The organism is Hymenobacter defluvii, from assembly GCF_017589435.1.
GTDB classification, from domain to species: domain Bacteria; phylum Bacteroidota; class Bacteroidia; order Cytophagales; family Hymenobacteraceae; genus Hymenobacter; species Hymenobacter profundi.
The window spans coordinates 690,296-707,351 of record NZ_JAGETX010000001.1; the positions used below are offsets into that span (position 1 = coordinate 690,296).

The 17,056-nt window shown below is 58.3% G+C and carries 17 protein-coding genes; 9 read left to right on the forward strand and 8 right to left on the reverse strand.

What is annotated here, in order from left to right:
- Positions 1–88 precede the first annotated feature (88 nt).
- Positions 89–685, forward strand: coding sequence for a hypothetical protein (locus J4D97_RS02735; protein ID WP_208306259.1), 597 nt, complete (start codon positions 89–91; stop codon positions 683–685).
- A 402-nt stretch (positions 686–1,087) separates the two neighbouring features.
- Here J4D97_RS02735 and J4D97_RS02740 read toward each other — a convergent pair whose 3' ends face one another.
- Both J4D97_RS02740 and J4D97_RS02745 read right to left on the reverse strand, forming a co-directional pair.
- Positions 1,088–2,440 carry a M23 family metallopeptidase gene (locus J4D97_RS02740; protein WP_208306260.1) on the reverse strand — a complete coding sequence of 451 codons (1,353 nt, stop codon included), beginning with the start codon at positions 2,438–2,440 and terminating at the stop codon, positions 1,088–1,090.
- Between the two features lie 43 nt (positions 2,441–2,483).
- A complete protein-coding gene (locus tag J4D97_RS02745) occupies positions 2,484–3,953 on the reverse strand; it encodes a hypothetical protein (RefSeq protein ID WP_208306261.1) in 1,470 nt (489 codons plus the stop codon).
- Positions 3,954–4,090: 137 nt separating this feature from the next.
- Here J4D97_RS02745 and J4D97_RS02750 point away from each other — a divergent pair, with 137 nt between their 5' ends.
- From J4D97_RS02750 to J4D97_RS02760, 3 genes are all read left to right on the forward strand, one after another.
- Complete coding sequence (locus J4D97_RS02750; protein ID WP_208306262.1) at positions 4,091–4,933, forward strand: hydroxymethylglutaryl-CoA lyase; 843 nt, start codon at positions 4,091–4,093, stop codon at positions 4,931–4,933.
- Positions 4,934–5,259: 326 nt separating this feature from the next.
- Positions 5,260–6,492: a TlpA family protein disulfide reductase gene (locus J4D97_RS23820; RefSeq protein WP_208306263.1), complete on the forward strand. Its 1,233-nt coding sequence runs from the start codon at positions 5,260–5,262 to the stop codon at positions 6,490–6,492.
- A gap of 178 nt (positions 6,493–6,670) precedes the next feature.
- Positions 6,671–7,402, forward strand: coding sequence for a (Fe-S)-binding protein (locus J4D97_RS02760; RefSeq protein ID WP_208306264.1), 732 nt, complete (start codon positions 6,671–6,673; stop codon positions 7,400–7,402).
- A gap of 162 nt (positions 7,403–7,564) precedes the next feature.
- Here J4D97_RS02760 and dapA read toward each other — a convergent pair whose 3' ends face one another.
- Positions 7,565–8,461, reverse strand: a complete 897-nt coding sequence (dapA, locus tag J4D97_RS02765; RefSeq protein WP_208306265.1) for a 4-hydroxy-tetrahydrodipicolinate synthase — start codon at positions 8,459–8,461, stop codon at positions 7,565–7,567.
- A 139-nt stretch (positions 8,462–8,600) separates the two neighbouring features.
- Between dapA and J4D97_RS02770 the strand changes: the two genes are divergently transcribed.
- Positions 8,601–9,497 carry a polysaccharide deacetylase family protein gene (locus J4D97_RS02770; protein ID WP_208306266.1) on the forward strand — a complete coding sequence of 299 codons (897 nt, stop codon included), beginning with the start codon at positions 8,601–8,603 and terminating at the stop codon, positions 9,495–9,497.
- Positions 9,498–9,645: 148 nt separating this feature from the next.
- Here J4D97_RS02770 and J4D97_RS02775 read toward each other — a convergent pair whose 3' ends face one another.
- The 5 genes from J4D97_RS02775 to J4D97_RS02795 form a co-directional block, all read right to left on the reverse strand.
- Positions 9,646–10,641, reverse strand: a complete 996-nt coding sequence (locus J4D97_RS02775; RefSeq protein WP_208306267.1) for an alpha/beta hydrolase — start codon at positions 10,639–10,641, stop codon at positions 9,646–9,648.
- Positions 10,642–10,645: 4 nt separating this feature from the next.
- Positions 10,646–11,020: a rhodanese-like domain-containing protein gene (locus tag J4D97_RS02780; protein ID WP_208306268.1), complete on the reverse strand. Its 375-nt coding sequence runs from the start codon at positions 11,018–11,020 to the stop codon at positions 10,646–10,648.
- Positions 11,021–11,283: 263 nt separating this feature from the next.
- The gene (ligA, locus tag J4D97_RS02785; protein ID WP_208306269.1) at positions 11,284–13,404 is read right to left on the reverse strand and encodes an NAD-dependent DNA ligase LigA; all 2,121 of its coding nucleotides are present in this window, start codon (positions 13,402–13,404) and stop codon (positions 11,284–11,286) included.
- A gap of 117 nt (positions 13,405–13,521) precedes the next feature.
- The gene (locus J4D97_RS02790; RefSeq protein ID WP_208306270.1) at positions 13,522–14,028 is read right to left on the reverse strand and encodes a DUF4920 domain-containing protein; all 507 of its coding nucleotides are present in this window, start codon (positions 14,026–14,028) and stop codon (positions 13,522–13,524) included.
- A 135-nt stretch (positions 14,029–14,163) separates the two neighbouring features.
- Complete coding sequence (locus J4D97_RS02795) at positions 14,164–14,904, reverse strand: TapB family protein (protein WP_208306271.1); 741 nt, start codon at positions 14,902–14,904, stop codon at positions 14,164–14,166.
- Between the two features lie 182 nt (positions 14,905–15,086).
- On the opposite strand from J4D97_RS02795, the gene J4D97_RS02800 reads away from it, so the two are divergent.
- From J4D97_RS02800 to J4D97_RS02815, 4 genes are all read left to right on the forward strand, one after another.
- Positions 15,087–15,320 (forward strand): hypothetical protein, encoded by a 234-nt coding sequence (locus J4D97_RS02800; protein WP_208306272.1) that lies wholly within the window; start codon positions 15,087–15,089, stop codon positions 15,318–15,320.
- Positions 15,313–15,654, forward strand: coding sequence for a hypothetical protein (locus J4D97_RS02805; RefSeq protein ID WP_208306273.1), 342 nt, complete (start codon positions 15,313–15,315; stop codon positions 15,652–15,654). Before J4D97_RS02800 ends, J4D97_RS02805 begins: the two co-directional genes overlap by 8 nt.
- A gap of 128 nt (positions 15,655–15,782) precedes the next feature.
- Complete coding sequence (locus tag J4D97_RS02810; protein WP_185283539.1) at positions 15,783–16,430, forward strand: cytochrome c oxidase subunit 3; 648 nt, start codon at positions 15,783–15,785, stop codon at positions 16,428–16,430.
- Between the two features lie 155 nt (positions 16,431–16,585).
- Positions 16,586–17,005 (forward strand): GNAT family N-acetyltransferase, encoded by a 420-nt coding sequence (locus tag J4D97_RS02815; RefSeq protein WP_208306274.1) that lies wholly within the window; start codon positions 16,586–16,588, stop codon positions 17,003–17,005.
- Positions 17,006–17,056: the final 51 nt, after the last annotated feature.

A 17,056-nucleotide genomic window follows, 5' to 3' on the forward strand; every position in this document is an offset into this window, starting at 1 on the left:
AAATTCGCGGTCGGGCGCGGTGGGTTGATTTGTGAAGCGAGTCAGCCGCGTATCTTGCCGCATGATTTTAATTGGCCACGGCCGCACAATGAAAAAACTTCTTCTCTCCGGTGTCGCCGCTGCTTTGTTGCTCCAGGTCACTTCCTGCATCAATACCGAGCGCGAAGTAGGAAACTCCAAGAATGCCGACAAAGTGTATTCGCCGCCTACGGAAAGCAACCGCCTTACCACCCGCAGCATCTTGAATACGGTGCGCACTACGCACTATTTTTCCAGCGCCAAAACCAAGGATAACTTCATTCTGCAACTGCAAGGCGCAAAGATTCTGAACGCTCAGGCCCGCTTCATCATCCTGACCAGCACCGGCGATACGTTGCGTAAGGAAATGATTCCGGCTGTTGCCCTCATAGAAGCCCGCAACCTGGAAGACCCGCAGGCAGCTACCACCCGCGCCAAGGAAATTGCCATTTTACAGGCCATGAATGCTTTCTTTGCCGACGACCGGTTTACGCAGCCGGCTGTGCCGCGTGCCGCTACCCAGCCCGCCAACGTAGATGCCGAAAACTGGCGCGCCGTGAAAGCCGATACCAAAGCCGTGGGCTTCGACTATACCTCGAATACCGGCCGTGAGCGGCGCATTGCCTACGCCAAAACGTTGGGCAAAGCCGTCGTTATTGCCGAGTAGTTGTTGTCAAAATTGATACAAAAAGGCCGCCCCGCATACACTGCGGGGCGGCCTTTTTTGTTTTGAATAGAGACTTGTTCCTACATAAAGGAAACGAAGAAAGAACGTCATGCTGAGCCTGCCGAAGCATGCGAGATGCTTCGGCAGGCTCAGCATGACCGCCAAAGTTTAGCCGCCATTTCTAAGTTGGAAACAAGTCCTAGAGCTACATCAGGGTGTCGCCAACGCAAACGCGGCACACCCTCCGAAGAGAATATGCCGCGCTGTACTCCAATCACCGGCTCGAAGGTAGAGCGTGGCGCATGAGCGAAAGATGAAGTTGCTGAGTTTATTGTTGAGTTATCTTTTGCAAACCTTCGGCTGCTATGCGGTCCTAAGCGTATCTGAACAGCTAACTGTTCATCAGGAAGCAGGCGTTTTTGTCAGCCAGCCCAGGCTGCCGCTGGCGGCGCGTACTAGCTGGTAGCCACCAAATTCGCCCAGCACAGCTACTTTGGTTTGGGCGGGTAGGGTGTCCAGCATCGGTGCCGTGGGGAGGGGAGTAGCCAGGAGGTCGGTGGAGCGGGTAAGACTCTCGCGACGTAGGGGCGTGGTAGCGGGTACCACGGCGTGGGCCGCCACGTAGCCCAGTTGGCCATCGGGGTGTTGTACACGGTACCAGTCAGTTTGGCTGCCTACCACCAATAGGGGAGTGTGGCGGCGCAACGCCGCTACGCGCCCGGCTTTCTTTGCGGGACTGTACTGTAAATCAGTGCTTTTATCCTGCACGCGCACCCACTCACCCAGTCGCTCTGTCTTGGTGCGCGGCGCAGCCGGGGTAGCATCGGCATGGCGAATGAAAGGGTAGGGGTCTACAGCCCCGCGTCCGCCCCGGTAGATGCCAAAATGCAGGTGAGGCGGTGTGGTGCGGGCGTTGCCAGTGTTGCCTACCAGGCCCAGCGTGTCGCCCTGGCGCACCTGCTGGCCGGGCTGCACGAGTTGTTTGTCGAGGTGAGCATAGTAGATGTGCTGACCGTGCTCAGCATCGGCCAGCCACACCACGTTGCCGCCGAGGTTGGTTACGCCGGTGCGCGTCACGTAGCCATCTATGGCGGCCACGGTAGGCGTACCGCGTTTGGCAAAGATGTCGATGCCCTCGTGGCGGCGCTTGCCCCCGTCGCGGTTGGCGCCCCAAAAGCTGCCTACTGCCACGTCGCTCTTACCCTTCACCGGAAAGCCCAGCGAAGGCGCCCGCTGAATGCGAACGGTATAGCGGCCGTCGCGCAGCAACTCGGGCTGCACGCGCAGCAGATGCTGGTGGTCGTCTTTCACGTCGTAGCTGAAGGTAAGCGCCGTGGTATCAGCCGAGGTGATGGGCTGAGGGGTAGGGCGGTCGGGGTTCAGCTCGAACGCATCCAGAAACACACGGGCATCGGTGCCAGGGCTTAGGGTGAGCGTCACGCGAATGGTTTCGCCGGCCCGTACGGCGTAGCGGTATGCGGCCGCGGAGGCTTTATCGGCCCGGAAAATGCCGGATTCCTGGAAAGGTAGCGTCACGACCAGCGAATCGCGCAGGGCCTGGTCAGCAGCTTGCAGCCAGTCGCGGCCCAGGGCGGTTTCGTCGAGGCGGGTTTGGTGCAGTTGGCGGGCGTAGGCCTCGTGCGGGGTGCGCGGTTGGTTGAAAATGCCTTGCAGGGTTTGCTGCTTGCCGCAGGAAGAAACCAAAATAAGCAGAAAGAGCCAGGCAGCAAAGCGGTGTGCGGAGGATAGGAGCATGAAGGAAGACGTAAATCTTCCTCTCAACTTCCCGCGTCCCAAACTAGTTCGGTGGGGTAGGGAGCAACTGCTGAGTTGGGTCCGGAGGTTGCTGGTAGTACCCTGTGAGACCCCGCGTAATGCCCCACAAGTTGAGTAGATGCGCCTGTACGGTGATCTGAGCGGGATCAGTAGCCACGTTCCAGCTCAAAACGGGGCACGCTTGCGGCAATTGCACTACGCCGGCTGGTGCGTGGGCCAGATAGGATAGCGCCTGTTGCTCGCAGTTGTTGTTATCAACCGGCGAGATGTGCAGCCGGTCGGCATTCAGAAAGATAGCAGAGAATACACCCAGGAGTACTATGTAGCCTACCCGCAGCCGGCCCATGGGTAGGTAGCGCCACACGTAGTAGGAGGAGGCACCGTATAGGCACACCATGCCCAGAATAATGGGTAGCACCGTATCGCGGCGGAGCAGCAGCGGCCGGTAGGGGCGGTAGCCACCTAGCGGAAGCAGCAGAATATAGACTAGGGCAAATAGGGCCAGCCAGCGCAGACTGCGGAGCAGGTGCTGTCCCTCGGAAGTAGCTGGCAATACCCGCCGAATCAGCTGCGCATTGAGCAGGAGCATGACCAGCAACAGAGGAAGGCCCAACTTCACCGTGAACTGCCGGAAAAAACCCAGTGGCAACCGCTGATACCGCTCCCACAGCGAGGGTAGTACGGTAGGGTTCTCGCTGTTGTTAAGGCCAATGTACAACGAGTAGACGCACAACAGGCCCAGCAAGCTGAGCAGCAAAATGGGCTGCCAGGAAGACCATAAAAACATCTTATCTACCTGCGCCTGGCGGCGAAGCGCATAGAGCACAATGCCGGGTAGCAACACGGCCACTGCCCCTAGCACAACGGAGCCGTTGAAGGCTACTACCATCGTCAGGCCGATCAAGGCGATTAGTTCAACCCACCGGAGTGGCCGCCATACGCCGTGCTGTGCGGCCCGATAAAAAGGCAATAGCAGCAACAGCAGTAGTGCCATAGGTAGGGCGTAAAACGCGGCGTAAGTAGTGGCATGGTCAATGATGCCCATCTGGAGGTTGTAGCCTGCCGTCTGAAACAAAGGGAGCAACAGCGCCATGACCAGCCATAGCCCTCGATGATTCAGCTTGCTGGCACCCGTGGCGTAAACAGCCAACAAGTAGAGTAGCAACAGGTGCGTGAGCAGCTTCAACAGAGCGATGGCAACATACACGCTCTGGATGGGAGCAAGGAAGTGCTGCAACCAGCCGGGTACGTGCCGAAAGTATTGATTGAGCAGCACATGCGCGAAAAAACGGTTAGGAGCGGCATACACGGCATCATGCGTAAGCACGGCCCACCCAAATGGGTCGTGTAGTACCCGCGCATACCACCCCAATGGTACCACGATGGCGGCCAGGTCGCCATCTATAGGAAGCTGCATGTATTGATAAAAAGAACGGCCCAGCCAGGCCAGCACGAATACAATAAGTACGCTGAATAAAGAGCGTTTCCACATCGGCCCAATAGTATACATAGGTCACGAAGCTAGGCGCAGCAGCACGTATATCCTAGTTCTAGGCAACAGGGCCGAAGTCGCTGGTCGGGTTCGTAGTACTTTTGCGTATACCTACCCCCACCCACGTATCACCTTCTATGCAACTCATTGAATGCCCCCGCGACGCCATGCAAGGCCTGGCCGACTTCGTCCCTACGGCCACTAAAATTGCCTACCTCAACCAGTTGCTGCGCGTCGGCTTCTCGGCGTTGGATTTCGGTAGCTTTGTATCAGCCAAGGCTATTCCGCAGCTGCGCGATACGGCCGAGGTGCTGGCCGGCCTCGACACCGGCAACTCGCCCACCGAGCTGCTGGCCATCGTAGCCAACCTGCGCGGAGCCGAAACGGCGGCTGGCTTCTCCGAAATTGCCTACATCGGCTTTCCGCTTTCCCTGTCCGAAACCTTCCAGCGGCGCAACACCAACAAAACCATTGCGGAGGCCCTGGAAGAGGTAGCGCAGATGCAGGCATTGTGCGGGCGGGTAGGCAAAACGTTAGTTGTGTACCTGTCGATGGGTTTTGGAAATCCCTACGGTGAGGCGTGGCACCCGGATATTGTGGCGGAATTCACACGCCGGCTAGCGGCGCTGGGCGTGCGCATTGTGGCCCTGTCGGATACCATTGGGGTGAGTACAGCCGCCACCATCACGCCCCTGTTTGAAACCCTGATTCCGGCTTTCCCCGACATCACCTTCGGGGCGCACTTGCACACCACCCCCGATGCCTGGCAGGAAAAAGTAGCCGCTGCCTACCACGCCGGTTGCCGCCGTTTCGATGGCGCGCTGGGCGGCTACGGCGGCTGTCCCATGGCCACCGACGAGCTGACCGGCAACATGCCCACCATGCACTTGGTCGCCTACCTGCAAAGCCAGGGCGAGGCGTTGGGTCTGGATATGCAGGCCTTTCGGGAAGCACAGGTAGCGGCTGGGCAAGTATTTTGAGCGCACTATATTGATTGTCAGTTAATGAGCGTTAGTTGTAGATATCGGTTTGATTTACAACTATCTATTGCGCTATGCTGATGTGTCGGATTCTGCTGCTTGCTGTAATGTGTGCTTTGTTTACCAGTAATAGCAGCTACGCCCAGCGACGGGAAGCGCTGTTGATTAATGGTGGGTTAGAGGATAATATTTGGCCTGGATATCGGAATATCCTGCAAAAGGGAAAAGGTGGCCCAGTAAAGCCGGGTGATACGCTGCGCATAGTTTTTGATGAGAATTCATTCTTGCCAACAGCTATTCACTTTGCAAGGGAGCTGCACAACCCTGTGGAACAGCCGGTGCTGTTGGTAATGCCTGGCGACGTAATTACCATTCATCATATAAAAGCTACCAACGCCTACACATTTGCCGGTAGCCACCCTACTGAATTGCGCTTTTTCGACCGGCTTTGGTGCAGTCCGTTCAGTCTAGGTAATTGGGCATTTCTGGATGATCAGACTACCCTAGAAATGCCCGCCACGATGGAAGAGTTTATGGCTCACTGGCAACGCCTACGCCTCACCGGCGACAGCCTGATAGCAACTGTGCGCACCACACCAGGTATCCGACCAATCATAGCTGAGGCTCTGGCGCGGGAACTGCACTTGCAACGTGTCATCTACCTACTTGGTGGTGTCTGGTACCACAAGTTACACAACACGCAGCCCTTCGTCTCGCGTGGCGTGCGGATGATGCGAGATACACTAAAACTGGATTTGGTGACAACGTTTCCAACTGTCTACCAAGATTCGGTACGCGCACAACTACGGCTACTGCGGAGTATGCAGTTGCTGCCGCCAACAGCTTCGCCGAAACGGTTGCAAACACTGGCAGCGATGGTTCCCTACCTCACCATGCTGCGAAATCGGCCAGCTTCCACCAGCGCGCAGTACGCGGTGGCAAAGCAGGAGCTTACAGGCCTGGAGCGGGAATGGGTATGCTATGCGTTGATGGAAGATGCACAGTCTATGCACCGCCCCATCGGCCCGCTGCTGAAAGACTACCGCACCTGGGTGATGCCGGAGAGCCGTTTCGTGCGCAGCCTCACCCATCAGGATCAATTCACGTTGGTGATGCCCAACCAGCAAATGGCTACCAATGATACGTTGGTAGCCCCCGACGGCTCCCGCCAAACGCTGGCCGCGCTGCTGGCCCGACACCGGGGCAAAGTCATCTACCTCGATCTGTGGGCCAGCTGGTGCGCACCCTGTATCATGGAATTTCCCGCCACGGCAGCGCTGCGCCGCCACTACCAGGGCAAGCCGGTAATAGTCATTCAGCTCTCTACTGACAAAGACAAGCAGGCGTGGCAGCAGGCCGGCAAGAAGTTTCTCGCGGGCGTGCGTGAGCAGTATCATTTCGCCAGCCCTACCACGGCTGGCTTCCTGAAACGCTTCACCGTCAATAGCATTCCGCGCTACGTGCTACTCGACAAGTACGGCATCGTGCGCTACGCCGACGCCCTGCGCCCCGCCGACCCCGAGCTAAAGTCCCTCATTGCCGATTTGCTAGTGCGTTGATTTTTCTAGCTATTGGCCGTTAGCTGATAGCGTCTCGGTAGAAGACAAACGAGACAGCATAAGCGCTTGCATTGCCTGGCTGCCCCTACCTTTGCAGGGCATTGTTGTCTTTTTCCAGATTCGGCTACCGTTTCGCAGTGGAAAAGCTAGCAGCCAGTAGCCAACAGCCAAACATCCTATGCCTGCCGTCGACCTCTTTATTCCTTGCTTCGTTGATCAGCTTTTTCCTACCACGGCCCTCAACATGGTGAAGGTATTGGAAGCCGTGGGTTGCGAGGTGCACTACAACGGCAACCAAACCTGCTGCGGCCAGCCGGCCTACAATGCGGGCTTCAAGGCCGAAAGCTGCGAGGTAGCCACCAAGTTTCTGAAGGATTTTCCCAACGAGCCGGGCCGCTACGTGGTCAGCCCGTCGGCCTCGTGCGTGGGCATGGTGCGCAACACTTACGCCGAGCTGTTCGATAGTACGCCCCAGCAAACTCAGCACTACGGCCTACAACGGCGCGTATTCGAGTTGACCGAATTCCTGGTAGATGTGCTGGGCATTACCACCATTCCCGGCGCCGCCCTACCCGGCCAGTATACCTACCACGACTCCTGCTCGGCCCTGCGCGAATGCGGCATCCGGGAGGCACCGCGCCAGTTGCTAGACGGCGTGCAGGGCCTCACGCGCCTGGAAATGGCCGAAACAGAGACTTGCTGCGGTTTCGGGGGTACGTTTGCTGTCAAGTTTCAGGCAATTTCCGTGGCCATGGCCGAGCAGAAGGTAGAGCACGCCCTGGCTACCGGCGCCGATTACCTCATCAGCACTGATACCAGCTGCCTAATGCACCTCAACGCCTACATCCGCCGCGAGAAAAAGCTCATCAAAACCCTGCACGTGGCCGATGTGCTGGCTAGTGGGTGGTAAAGAGCAACGGTAGCAATAGATAAATAGACAGAAAACGGGTGTCATCCTGAGTGTAGCGAAGGACCTTATCACGTAAGTACGACAGTCGTTCTTACGTGATAAGGTCCTTCGCTACACTCAGGATGACACCCGTTTTCTGATTGCTTAGCGCTGCTGTGGTGGCTACCCTACCGTTACCCCCTGCATTTTGTGCGTTAGCACCGTAATCTTTTCCTGTAACCCTTCTGACGCCTCTACTAACGGCAAGCGCACAGCAGCTGAGCATAAGCCCTGTGCCGCCAGAGCAGCTTTCACGCCTACGGGGTTGCCCTCCTCGTACATCAGCGGGTTGAGGGCCACAAAATCGTAGAGCACCTGGCTGGCCTGGGCGAAGTCGCCGGCCAGGGCGTGGCGGGTCATGTCGGAGAAGGGGCGAGGGAAGGCGTTGGCCAACACCGAGATGATGCCCACGGCGCCAAAACTGATGAGGGAAGTCGTCATCATATCGTCGCCCGAAATCAGCAGGAAATCATCGGGCTTGCCGGCAGCAATAGCAATGCACTGCTCCAGATTGCCGCTCGCCTCCTTAATGCCAATGATGTTCGGGTGCTGGGCCAGGCGCAGGGTAGTATCCGCCGTGATATTAGAACCCGTACGACCAGGCACGTTATACAGGAGTAGGGGTAGGGGCGAGGCATCGGCCAAGTGCTGGTAATGCGCCTCGATACCAGCCTGCGACGGTTTGTTGTAGTAAGGCGAGGCCGACAGAACGGCCACTACACCGGTAAGATCAATGGTGCGCAGGGTGCGCGCCACAGCGGCGGTGTTGTTGCCACCCAATCCGAAAACCAGCGGCACGCGGCCGGCTACCTGTTCTTGCGCCACGCGCAGAATCTCTGCCCGCTCTTCCACTGTCAGGGTAGGCGACTCTGCCGTGGTTCCGTTAATCACCAGATAATCAGCACCTCCATCTAGTGTAAAGTCAATTATACGACGCAGCGCGGCGTAATCCACGGCGTGGTCAGGGGTAGGCAAAAAAGGCGTGACGAGCGCAACGCCCGTACCACGGAGTTGGTTCATGAGTGGAAAATCAGTTGATTTGTAAGGAAGCTGCTCTGCTGAAAGTACAATGCATAAATGCACTCATCCAGCGCAGCCTTTCCCATTAATTATTTTCAAAAATACCCATTTTTTGAGAGCGTGGTGCTCTTAAATATCCATGATTGTATTTCGTACCGCTTTGCTAGCCGCCGGGCTGGCTACTACGCTGGCCCTACCCGCCTGCGATATCAAATCTGCCACCGCTTCCGAAACCGACCCTCCTACAGCTGTAACTACCGATTCTGCTACTGTCGTAGCGCCTGTTGCGGCCCCAGTTGCCGCTGCGCCCGCTAGCATTCCGGCGGCTAGCGTAGCTAGCGCGGCGGTTATCTACGCCCGGCCGCAGGTGCCTATCCTGTGCTACCATCAAATACGCGACTGGCGCCCGCGCGATTCTAAATCGGCTAAGGATTACATTGTGCCGGTAGACGCGTTTAAAAAGCAGATACAGATGCTAGCCGATTCGGGCTACCACACCATTCTGCCCGATCAGCTCTACGCCTACCTCGCCACCGGCGCGCCACTACCCCCCAAGCCTGTGATGCTCACCTTCGACGACACGGACCTGGACCAGTTCACCGTGGCCCGCCCCGAGTTGGAAAAGCACGGTTTCAAGGCGGTGTATTTTGTGATGACCGTGAGCCTGGGCCGCCCCAAGTACATGAGCAAAGCACAGGTGAAACAGCTCGCCGACGAAGGCAACGTCATTGGCTCACACACTTGGGACCACCACAACGTAAAGAAATACCAGGGTCAGGATTGGGTGACGCAGATCGAAAAGCCGACCAAAACCCTGGAGGAAATCACGGGGCAGAAGGTTACCTATTTCGCTTACCCCTTCGGCCTCTGGAACCCCGAGGCCATTCCAGAGCTGAAGAAGCGCGGGTTTGTGGCCGCTTTTTCTTTGGCCGAAAAGCGCGACCAGCAAGATCCACTGTTCACCATTCGCCGCATCATTGCCAGCGGCTACTGGACGCCGCGCACGCTGCATAACAGCATGGTGCGCAGCTTTTAAGCATCTATATTTAAAGTAAGCATAACAGTAGCACGTCCCGCTGAGCTTGTCGAAGCCTCTCTGCCGCAACGCTAATCATATAGTATAGTATGATAACGAGGCGGTAGAAAGGCTTCGACAAGCTCAGCGGGACGTGCTACTGTTATGCTTACTTCCTGCTGAATACTTTATTCAGAAACGCCACGGTGTAGTCCAAGGTAGGCGCAAACCACGGGTTGAACAATGGAAAGGGGTGGGGCGCGTCGGGGAAAGTGTGCACTTCGTGGTAGATGTTGAATTGACTGAGCTGCTGCATCATATCGTCGCGGCCGGCGTGCATGCGGTCCACGGAGCTGTTGAGGAACAGGGTAGGGGGCGTGCGCGGCCCTACGTAGGTGAGGGCCGAAGCCTGGCGCCACAAAGCAGGCCGCTCGGTCTTGGAGCTGCCAAACCAATAGGTGGCCGCCGAAATGCTTTTCCGGTCGTCGCCTTCGCCCGATTCGGGGTGGATGAAGGCCAAAATGCCGTCTACGTCCACAATGGCCTGCACTTGGCTGGAATAGCCCGTGTTACACGCCAACGAATCGAAGCGGGTTTCCTCGTTGGTAGTGCCAACAAGCGCTGCTAGCTGGCCTCCTGCTGAAAACCCCCACGAAGCAATCTGTTTGGGATTTAGATGATACTCCCGGGCATGCGCCCGCATCCATCGTACGGCTGCTTTCAGATCCAGCACAGCCGCGGGGTAGGGCGCTTCGGTGGAGAGGCGGTACTCGGCCGTGACGGCTACAAAACCGCGCGCCGCTAGTTGCTGGGCCATCGGCACGTGCTGGCTCCGGTCGCCAGAGCGCCACCCACCTCCATGAATCAACAGCACCGCCGGGTAGCCGCCCCGGCGGCGGGCTTTGGGGTAGAACACGTCGAGCTGCAACGCCCGCCCACTAGCCGTACAGTACGGCACGTTCGTCTGCGAGTGAATAGTTGCCGGTACCACTGGCTGGGCCAGCGTAATGGTAGGATCGGTCTTGCGGGCTTTGGCGAGGGCGCTGTATACCGTGAACGACGTATCGCGCGCCAGGGTAGGCGTTTGGGCACGGCTCGCCCAGCTAGCCAAGAGCAGTCCTAATACCAGCACCCAACCGCTACGCTTACAGCAGAAAATACCCATCGGGCTATTCCGTTGGCAAGCCGGCTGCCTTCAAATCTTTGAAGCCTCCTGCGTTGTCTACCTTGGCAAAGCCCTTTTCGGCCATCAGCGTGGCTGTTTTACCGCTGCGGTTGCCGGAGGCGCAATACAGCACGTAGGTTTTGGATTTGTCGAGCTGGGCAATCCGGTCGTCAAAGTCCGGCGCTTTGAAGTCGATGTTGCGGGCACCGGCCAAGTGGCCATCGGCGTACTCCTCGGGCGTGCGCACATCCAGCACCACAACGTCGGGCTTTTGCAGCAGCGCGGCGGTTTCGGTAGGCGTTACCGATGTGTTTGAAGAGCAGGAAAGCTGCGTGAAGGTGAGTGCGCCGGCGAAAGCCAGTAGAAGGAAACGGGACATTATGGGTAGGGAAAGTGTTTGAGAAGCGGGACACGATTTAGAAGTTGTTTGAGGTAGTTGTTGTACGATGTAGAGACGCATATTTGCGTCTCATCGCTGAACAGTTTCGTCCACACGGCGCAGCCGACGAGACATCGTGCAACAACTAACTCAAACAACTTCTATAAGAAAACTTAGTAACAACAAGGTTCAGAATGCTATACGTGATACTGATCAACATTTAGTGACAGAGCTGCTGTATAGCGACGCGTCACTTATGCCAATCAGAACAACGACCCTTGGCCGCCCTGCGGTAGGGTCGGGGCAGCGAGGGCATCCAACGCCGAATCGGCGGCGGCTTCGGCCTCGGAGTCGGGGAGGGTAGCGGCATCCGGGAGCATCGCCAGTAGGTCGGTTTCGGAGATGATGGGCACCTTCAATTCCGTAGCTTTTTCGCGCTTGGCAGGACCCATCTTGTCGCCGGCCACCAAGTAGCTCAGCTTCTTGCTAATGCTGCCCGTTACCTTGCCGCCGTGCTGCTGAATCAGTTGTTGCAGCTCCTCGCGGCTGTGCTGCTCAAACACGCCCGACAGTACGAAGGTTTGTCCGGCCAGCCGGTCGCTCTGGGCCTTGGGCGCCTCGCCGGTGAGGGCCAACTGAACCCCTGCCGCCCGCAGCCGCTCCACCATCTCGCAGTTTTGCGGCTCCTGAAACCACGCCGCCACCGATTCGGCAATGACACCGCCTACCTCCGGCACGGCGGCCAGCTCCTCGGCCGTAGCCGCGCCTAGCGCCTCCACCGTGCGGTAGTGCGCAGCCAGCTTCTCAGCCACTGTTTCGCCCACGTAGCGAATGCCCAGGCCAAATAGCACCCGGTCAAATGGCACCTGCTTGCTGGCTTCCAAACCCGCCACCAGGCGCTGTACTGATTTCTCGCCCATACGTTCCAGTTGAGCCAGCTCCTCGGCCTTCCCAGGTAACTCGTATAAGCTGGCAGCATCCGTCACTAGGCCCAGATCGAAGAACCGGCCCACAGTTTCGGCACCCAATCCGTCAATATCCAGGGCTTTGCGCGACACAAAGTGCTCCAGCTTGGCTTTCAGCTGGGGCGGGCAGCCCCGGTCGTTGGGGCAGCGGAAATGCGCCTCGCCTTCGGGCCGAATAAGCGGCGTACCGCAGGCTGGGCACTCCGTGGGGTAGACAATGGGCTGGCTGTCGGCGGGCCTGGCCGTGAGGTCGACGCTGGTAATCTTGGGAATGATTTCGCCGCCTTTCTCCACAAATACCATGTCGCCCAGGCGCAGGTCGAGGGCAGCAATCTGGTTGGCGTTGTGCACCGAGGCGCGCTTCACGATGGTGCCGGCCAGCGGCACGGGGTCGAGTAGGGCTACGGGCGTCACGGCGCCGGTGCGGCCTACCTGGTATTGTATCTCGCGCAGGCGGGTGCGGCCAGCCTCGGCTGGGTACTTATACGCAATGGCCCAGCGCGGACTCTTGGCCGTGTAGCCCAGCAGCTCCTGCTGGCGCAGGTCGTCTATCTTCACCACAATGCCATCGGTAGCCACGGGGAGGGTGAAGCGGTGCTTGTCCCAGTGATGAATAAACTCCAACACTTCGTCCAACGAGTGGCACTTGCGCCACGTGTCCGACACAGGCAGGCCCCAGGCGCGTAGGGCCTCCAGGGCGGCGCTGTGGGTAGGGAAGTTGCGGCCCTGGCTGAGGTAGCTGTATGCGAAGAAGCGCAGCCGTCGCGCCGCCACCAGCGCCGAATCTTGCAGCTTGAGGGCGCCGCTAGCCGCGTTGCGCGGGTTGGCAAGCAGGGCCTCGCCGTTGGCTTCGCGCTCCTGGTTCAGCTCCGCAAAAACTGGCTGAGGCATAAAGATTTCACCGCGCACCTCAAATTCCTCGGGCTGGGCCGGGCCAGCGTTGCGCAGGTGCAGGGGTAGGTTTTTGATGGTGCGCACGTTGCTGGTCACCACGTCGCCGCGGGTGCCGTCGCCGCGCGTGACGCCCTGCTTGAGCTGGCCGTTGTGGTAAGTAAGGCTCATAGCCACGCCATCGAACTTCAGCTCGCACACGTAGGCGTACTCGGCGCCTTCCAGGCCGCGCTGCACCCGCTCGTCGAAGTCGCGCAAATCAGCCTCCGAGTAGGTATTGCCCAGGCTGAGCATGGGGTAGCGGTGCAGGGCCGTGGGGAACTGTTTGGTAATGGTGCCGCCCACGCGTTGGGTAGGCGAGTTGGGCAGGGCTAGCTCGGGGTGGGCTCTTTCCAGGGCCGCCAGCTCCGCTAGCATCTTGTCGAACTCCTGGTCGGGCACTTCCGACACATCGTTCTGATAATACTGATAGTTAAGGTGATGCAGGCGGGCCGTGAGGGTGGCTATCTGTTCCTGAATGCTGGACATAGTAGTGAAGAGTGCGGAATGGTGAGAGGGTGAGTTTAATTTCTCGCCGCGCAGATACTGCAAGTTGCGTCGCAAAAACGGCAAACTCACCATTTCACCACCTCACAATTTCACCACTCACTGCACCCGCACGCCGTCGGCAATGAAGTTGTATTGCTCTACGGGTGTGGTGATGGCCGCAATTTCCTGCTTCGATTTGCCGGCGTCCTCGGCATAGTGGCGCTGCTGAGCTACCGATACGGTTTCGTGCACCACTACCCCTTCAATTACGGCCGTTTTCCCGCTGATGTCTTTGGGCACAAAGAAAGCGTGGTCTTTAAAGCGCACGCGCATCATTTGGCCGGGGGCGGGTTGCATGGTCATCCAGCAGCCCTCGGCGCGGCACACGTCGGCAATAGGGCCTACCAGCTTCACGCGGGCCGAGTCGCGGCCGGCCAGCACTGTTTGCAGCTGCTGTACGGGCACGGCCCCGGCGGGCGTCACGGGCGCGCCGTAGGTCTGCGGCTGCGTGGTAGCCAGCAACGCCGTGTGGGTGCTGGGTTTGGTGGTTTTAGGCGATTTATTGACTTGCCCTATGGCCAGGGTGCAAGACAAACTACAGGCAGTTACAAGGAAAAAACGCATCGGAAGTGGGATGAAAAGTAAGGGAAAGCCACCACCGCCACCGCTCAGGCGTTGTCTGCGAGAAAGGCTGATGGTCAGGGCGTATTGTTGCAAAATAGCAAACAAACCGCACATCAGCGCCCCGCAACTCCGCGCCTACCGCTTCGCCAACTCCTTCACCTCGCGCAGCTTATCCCGGTCGTAATACTCGGTGCGTACAATGCCCACCGAAGGGGCGTAGTACGTTACTTCACGCTCCACTTTGCGAATGGCTATGTCGGCACGCGCGCGGGTGGTCAGGTCGCGCTCAGCTTCTACTTTGTAGCACTGAAAGGTGCCGGCGGGCGTGGTCACGGCCTGGGGGCCACTTACCACCCGTCGATTCGTGAGCATGGCCTGCACCTTGGCAATGTCCACGGCCGAGCTGCTGACTTGCACCACTACGCCGCCGTCGGGCAGTTTGCTGCCTACGGTGGGGTTATCGGGCCAGGCCAGGCGGGTAGGCTGATAGGTGTAGATCCGGTCCCGAAAACGGCGTAGCGCATCCGGCGACAACTCGGCCATCCCATCGGTGAAAGACGTGTCGCGGTGAGCGGCGTAGGTGAGGTCCTGCATACGCACCAAGCGGTTTTTGGCGTCGTAGGTACCGCTTTTCAGTAGGGCGGTAGTGGTAGTGAGCGTTTGCTTTTTATTGGTTTCGGAGCCAAGCAGCACCACACGCTGGGTGATAGAGCCCGTTTTCTTACCCTTCGCATCCAATAAGTTATACACCAACTCGGCGTTATCGGCGAGATGAAACGGAGTAGGGTCTTCCAAAAGGAGGTGGGTAGGAGTGAAGGCGCTGGCACCAACCAAGAGTGCCAACAGCGCAGCCGGACGCGTGAGAATGCGTATCATGGAAAAGGAAAAGTACAATATGGGTAGGGTACTAGCTATTTTGCTGCATACGCGGGGCAGGGGGGCATAAGTTACGATTGGGGTAACCCTGCGGGGTGTTTTGCGTTTGCCGGGACATGGCCGTAGCTTGCGAGCAACGTGTCCCGGATACGCTTCTACCCAAATTTCTTACCAAAACCTATATGGCTGACTCCGCCGCTCCCACCACCAACTGGGCCGATATGGCCGCTTCTGTGCTATCCAAGCTCTCGGGCGGCGTAGAGCTGTCCTGCGCTTTCGATCAGATAGAAGTGCAGGTGCCCAATCCGCAAAATCCTGCCGGCGCGCCCGCCACTTGGCGCATCAACGGCTCGTTGCGCATCCGCACGCGCGGCGAAAACCCTACCCCCGGCTCCACGCCCCAGCCCCTTGGCTAGCGGCCTCGAAATAGACGCCCGGCTGACCGTCACGATAGAGGGCGACGAGCTGCAATTGGCGGCCTCCGGCACCTACCTCATCCTGAACGTGCCCAGCCAGCGCGTCCTCGACAAGCTCACCAGCGGACCACCCAAAGACCCCAACGCCCCCCCGCGCGCCCCCGGCCCCAAACCCGACCCCTTGCAGCAGCTGCATGAGCTGGCCAAACGGCTGGGACTGGTGCTGGAACTGCGCGTGAGCGGCAAAACCTACGTTACGTTTGGGCAAGGGAAACGCCCGAGTATCACCTTTCACGCGGTACTGGGCAAAATCGGGTCATTCTTTCGTAGCTGAGCCGACGAAAACAAGCGGCAATCCGTGTGGGTTTTGTTTATATTGGCAAAAGGCTCAATGGGTTTGCCACGGAACTAAAGGTCCCTGAAATAACTTGCCCAACCGTATGCTGCTACGTCTGCTCTGTAATGAATTCTGATTTCGGTAAAGAACGCCAGGGACGAATCGGGGCCAATCGCCCTACCCCCTCCACCCGTCCCGCCCGGGTGCCCCTGTCGCTGCTGCTGCTCTACCTGGGGCTGGTGGGTAGCCTGGTTTTGTTTGTGGTGCTGATATCGGCCTACGCGCACACGCGCTACACCAGCGGGGTGCCGGCGGGGCTGCACCCGTTTCCGCGTTACTTTTCCATCAGTACGGTGGTATTGCTGGCCAGTAGCTACACGCTCAGCCAGGCCCAACGCCTCTACCGCGAAGACGACGTTACGAATCTGGCGCGCTGCCTTGGGGCTACGCTGCTGTTAGGCCTGGCCTTTGCCGGCTTGCAGGCGCTGGGCTGGCATGATTTGCAGGTGCAGGGCGTCTTCTTCAGAGACAAGCCCAGCGGCACCTACGTCTACCTCATCTCTGCCATTCACGTCATGCACCTGTTGGGTGGCGTGCTCTTTCTGATGTTGCTGTTCCTGCGCGCCCAGCACGCTTCCCGCGACAGTATTCGCACGCTGCTGTTTATCCGCGACCCGTACCGCCGCTTGCAGCTCAAGCTCATGAGCACGTACTGGCACTTTGTGGATGGGCTGTGGGTGCTGTTATTCTGTGCGTTCCTATTCTTGTATTAGGCTGAAATTAGTTATTTGTCATCCTGAGCAACGCGAAGGGCCTTAAGTTAGATGAACGACCGACGTAACAACGATTCGTTCATCTAACTTAAGGCCCTTTCTTAGTACACGACTCCGTTCGGAAGTCCTGTGGTAACTAGTTATAACACGCTTCCATGCCACCACGCCTGCTCCTGACTACTGATCCTGACCTCGCCACCCGCCAGCCAATTCTGGCAGGATTGCAGGAATACAACCGGCAGCAAGTGCCTGGCGAATCGCAACTGCTGGCTGTGCTGCTCCTCGATGAGCAAGACGCAACCATCGGCGGTTTGTGGGGGCGCACCTATTACGATTGGCTGTTTGTAGAGCTACTATTTGTGCCAGAGGCGCTACGCGGCCAGGACCTAGGTGCCCGCCTGCTGCAAGAGGCCGAGCAGGCCGCTAAGCAGCGCGGTTGCCAGCACGCCCACCTCGATACGTTCGGGTTTCAAGCCAAAGACTTTTATCTGAAGCAAGGCTACACCGTGTTCGGACAACTCGAAAACTACCCCACCGGCTTCACTCGCTACTTTCTGCGCAAAGCGCTTGTGTGAGTAGGTGGCGTGCCTGATTAGTGGCGAAAAAGACACTGTGTTGCGGAAGAA

Excerpts from the sequence above, each read along its gene's own strand:
- J4D97_RS02760 (WP_208306264.1), top strand. The coding sequence starts at position 6,671 with ATGCCTGCCGTCGACCTCTTTATTCCTTGCTTCGTTGATCAGCTTTTT.
- J4D97_RS02810 (WP_185283539.1), top strand. The coding sequence starts at position 15,783 with ATGAATTCTGATTTCGGTAAAGAACGCCAGGGACGAATCGGGGCCAAT.
- dapA (WP_208306265.1), bottom strand. The coding sequence starts at position 8,461 with ATGAACCAACTCCGTGGTACGGGCGTTGCGCTCGTCACGCCTTTTTTG.
- J4D97_RS02795 (WP_208306271.1), bottom strand. The coding sequence starts at position 14,904 with ATGATACGCATTCTCACGCGTCCGGCTGCGCTGTTGGCACTCTTGGTT.
- J4D97_RS02770 (WP_208306266.1), top strand. The coding sequence starts at position 8,601 with ATGATTGTATTTCGTACCGCTTTGCTAGCCGCCGGGCTGGCTACTACG.
- J4D97_RS02775 (WP_208306267.1), bottom strand. The coding sequence starts at position 10,641 with ATGGGTATTTTCTGCTGTAAGCGTAGCGGTTGGGTGCTGGTATTAGGA.
- ligA (WP_208306269.1), bottom strand. The coding sequence starts at position 13,404 with ATGTCCAGCATTCAGGAACAGATAGCCACCCTCACGGCCCGCCTGCAT.
- J4D97_RS02800 (WP_208306272.1), top strand. The coding sequence starts at position 15,087 with ATGGCTGACTCCGCCGCTCCCACCACCAACTGGGCCGATATGGCCGCT.
- J4D97_RS02740 (WP_208306260.1), bottom strand. The coding sequence starts at position 2,440 with ATGCTCCTATCCTCCGCACACCGCTTTGCTGCCTGGCTCTTTCTGCTT.
- J4D97_RS02780 (WP_208306268.1), bottom strand. The coding sequence starts at position 11,020 with ATGTCCCGTTTCCTTCTACTGGCTTTCGCCGGCGCACTCACCTTCACG.
- J4D97_RS02790 (WP_208306270.1), bottom strand. The coding sequence starts at position 14,028 with ATGCGTTTTTTCCTTGTAACTGCCTGTAGTTTGTCTTGCACCCTGGCC.
- J4D97_RS02735 (WP_208306259.1), top strand. The coding sequence starts at position 89 with ATGAAAAAACTTCTTCTCTCCGGTGTCGCCGCTGCTTTGTTGCTCCAG.
- J4D97_RS02750 (WP_208306262.1), top strand. The coding sequence starts at position 4,091 with ATGCAACTCATTGAATGCCCCCGCGACGCCATGCAAGGCCTGGCCGAC.
- J4D97_RS02815 (WP_208306274.1), top strand. The coding sequence starts at position 16,586 with ATGCCACCACGCCTGCTCCTGACTACTGATCCTGACCTCGCCACCCGC.
- J4D97_RS02745 (WP_208306261.1), bottom strand. The coding sequence starts at position 3,953 with ATGTGGAAACGCTCTTTATTCAGCGTACTTATTGTATTCGTGCTGGCC.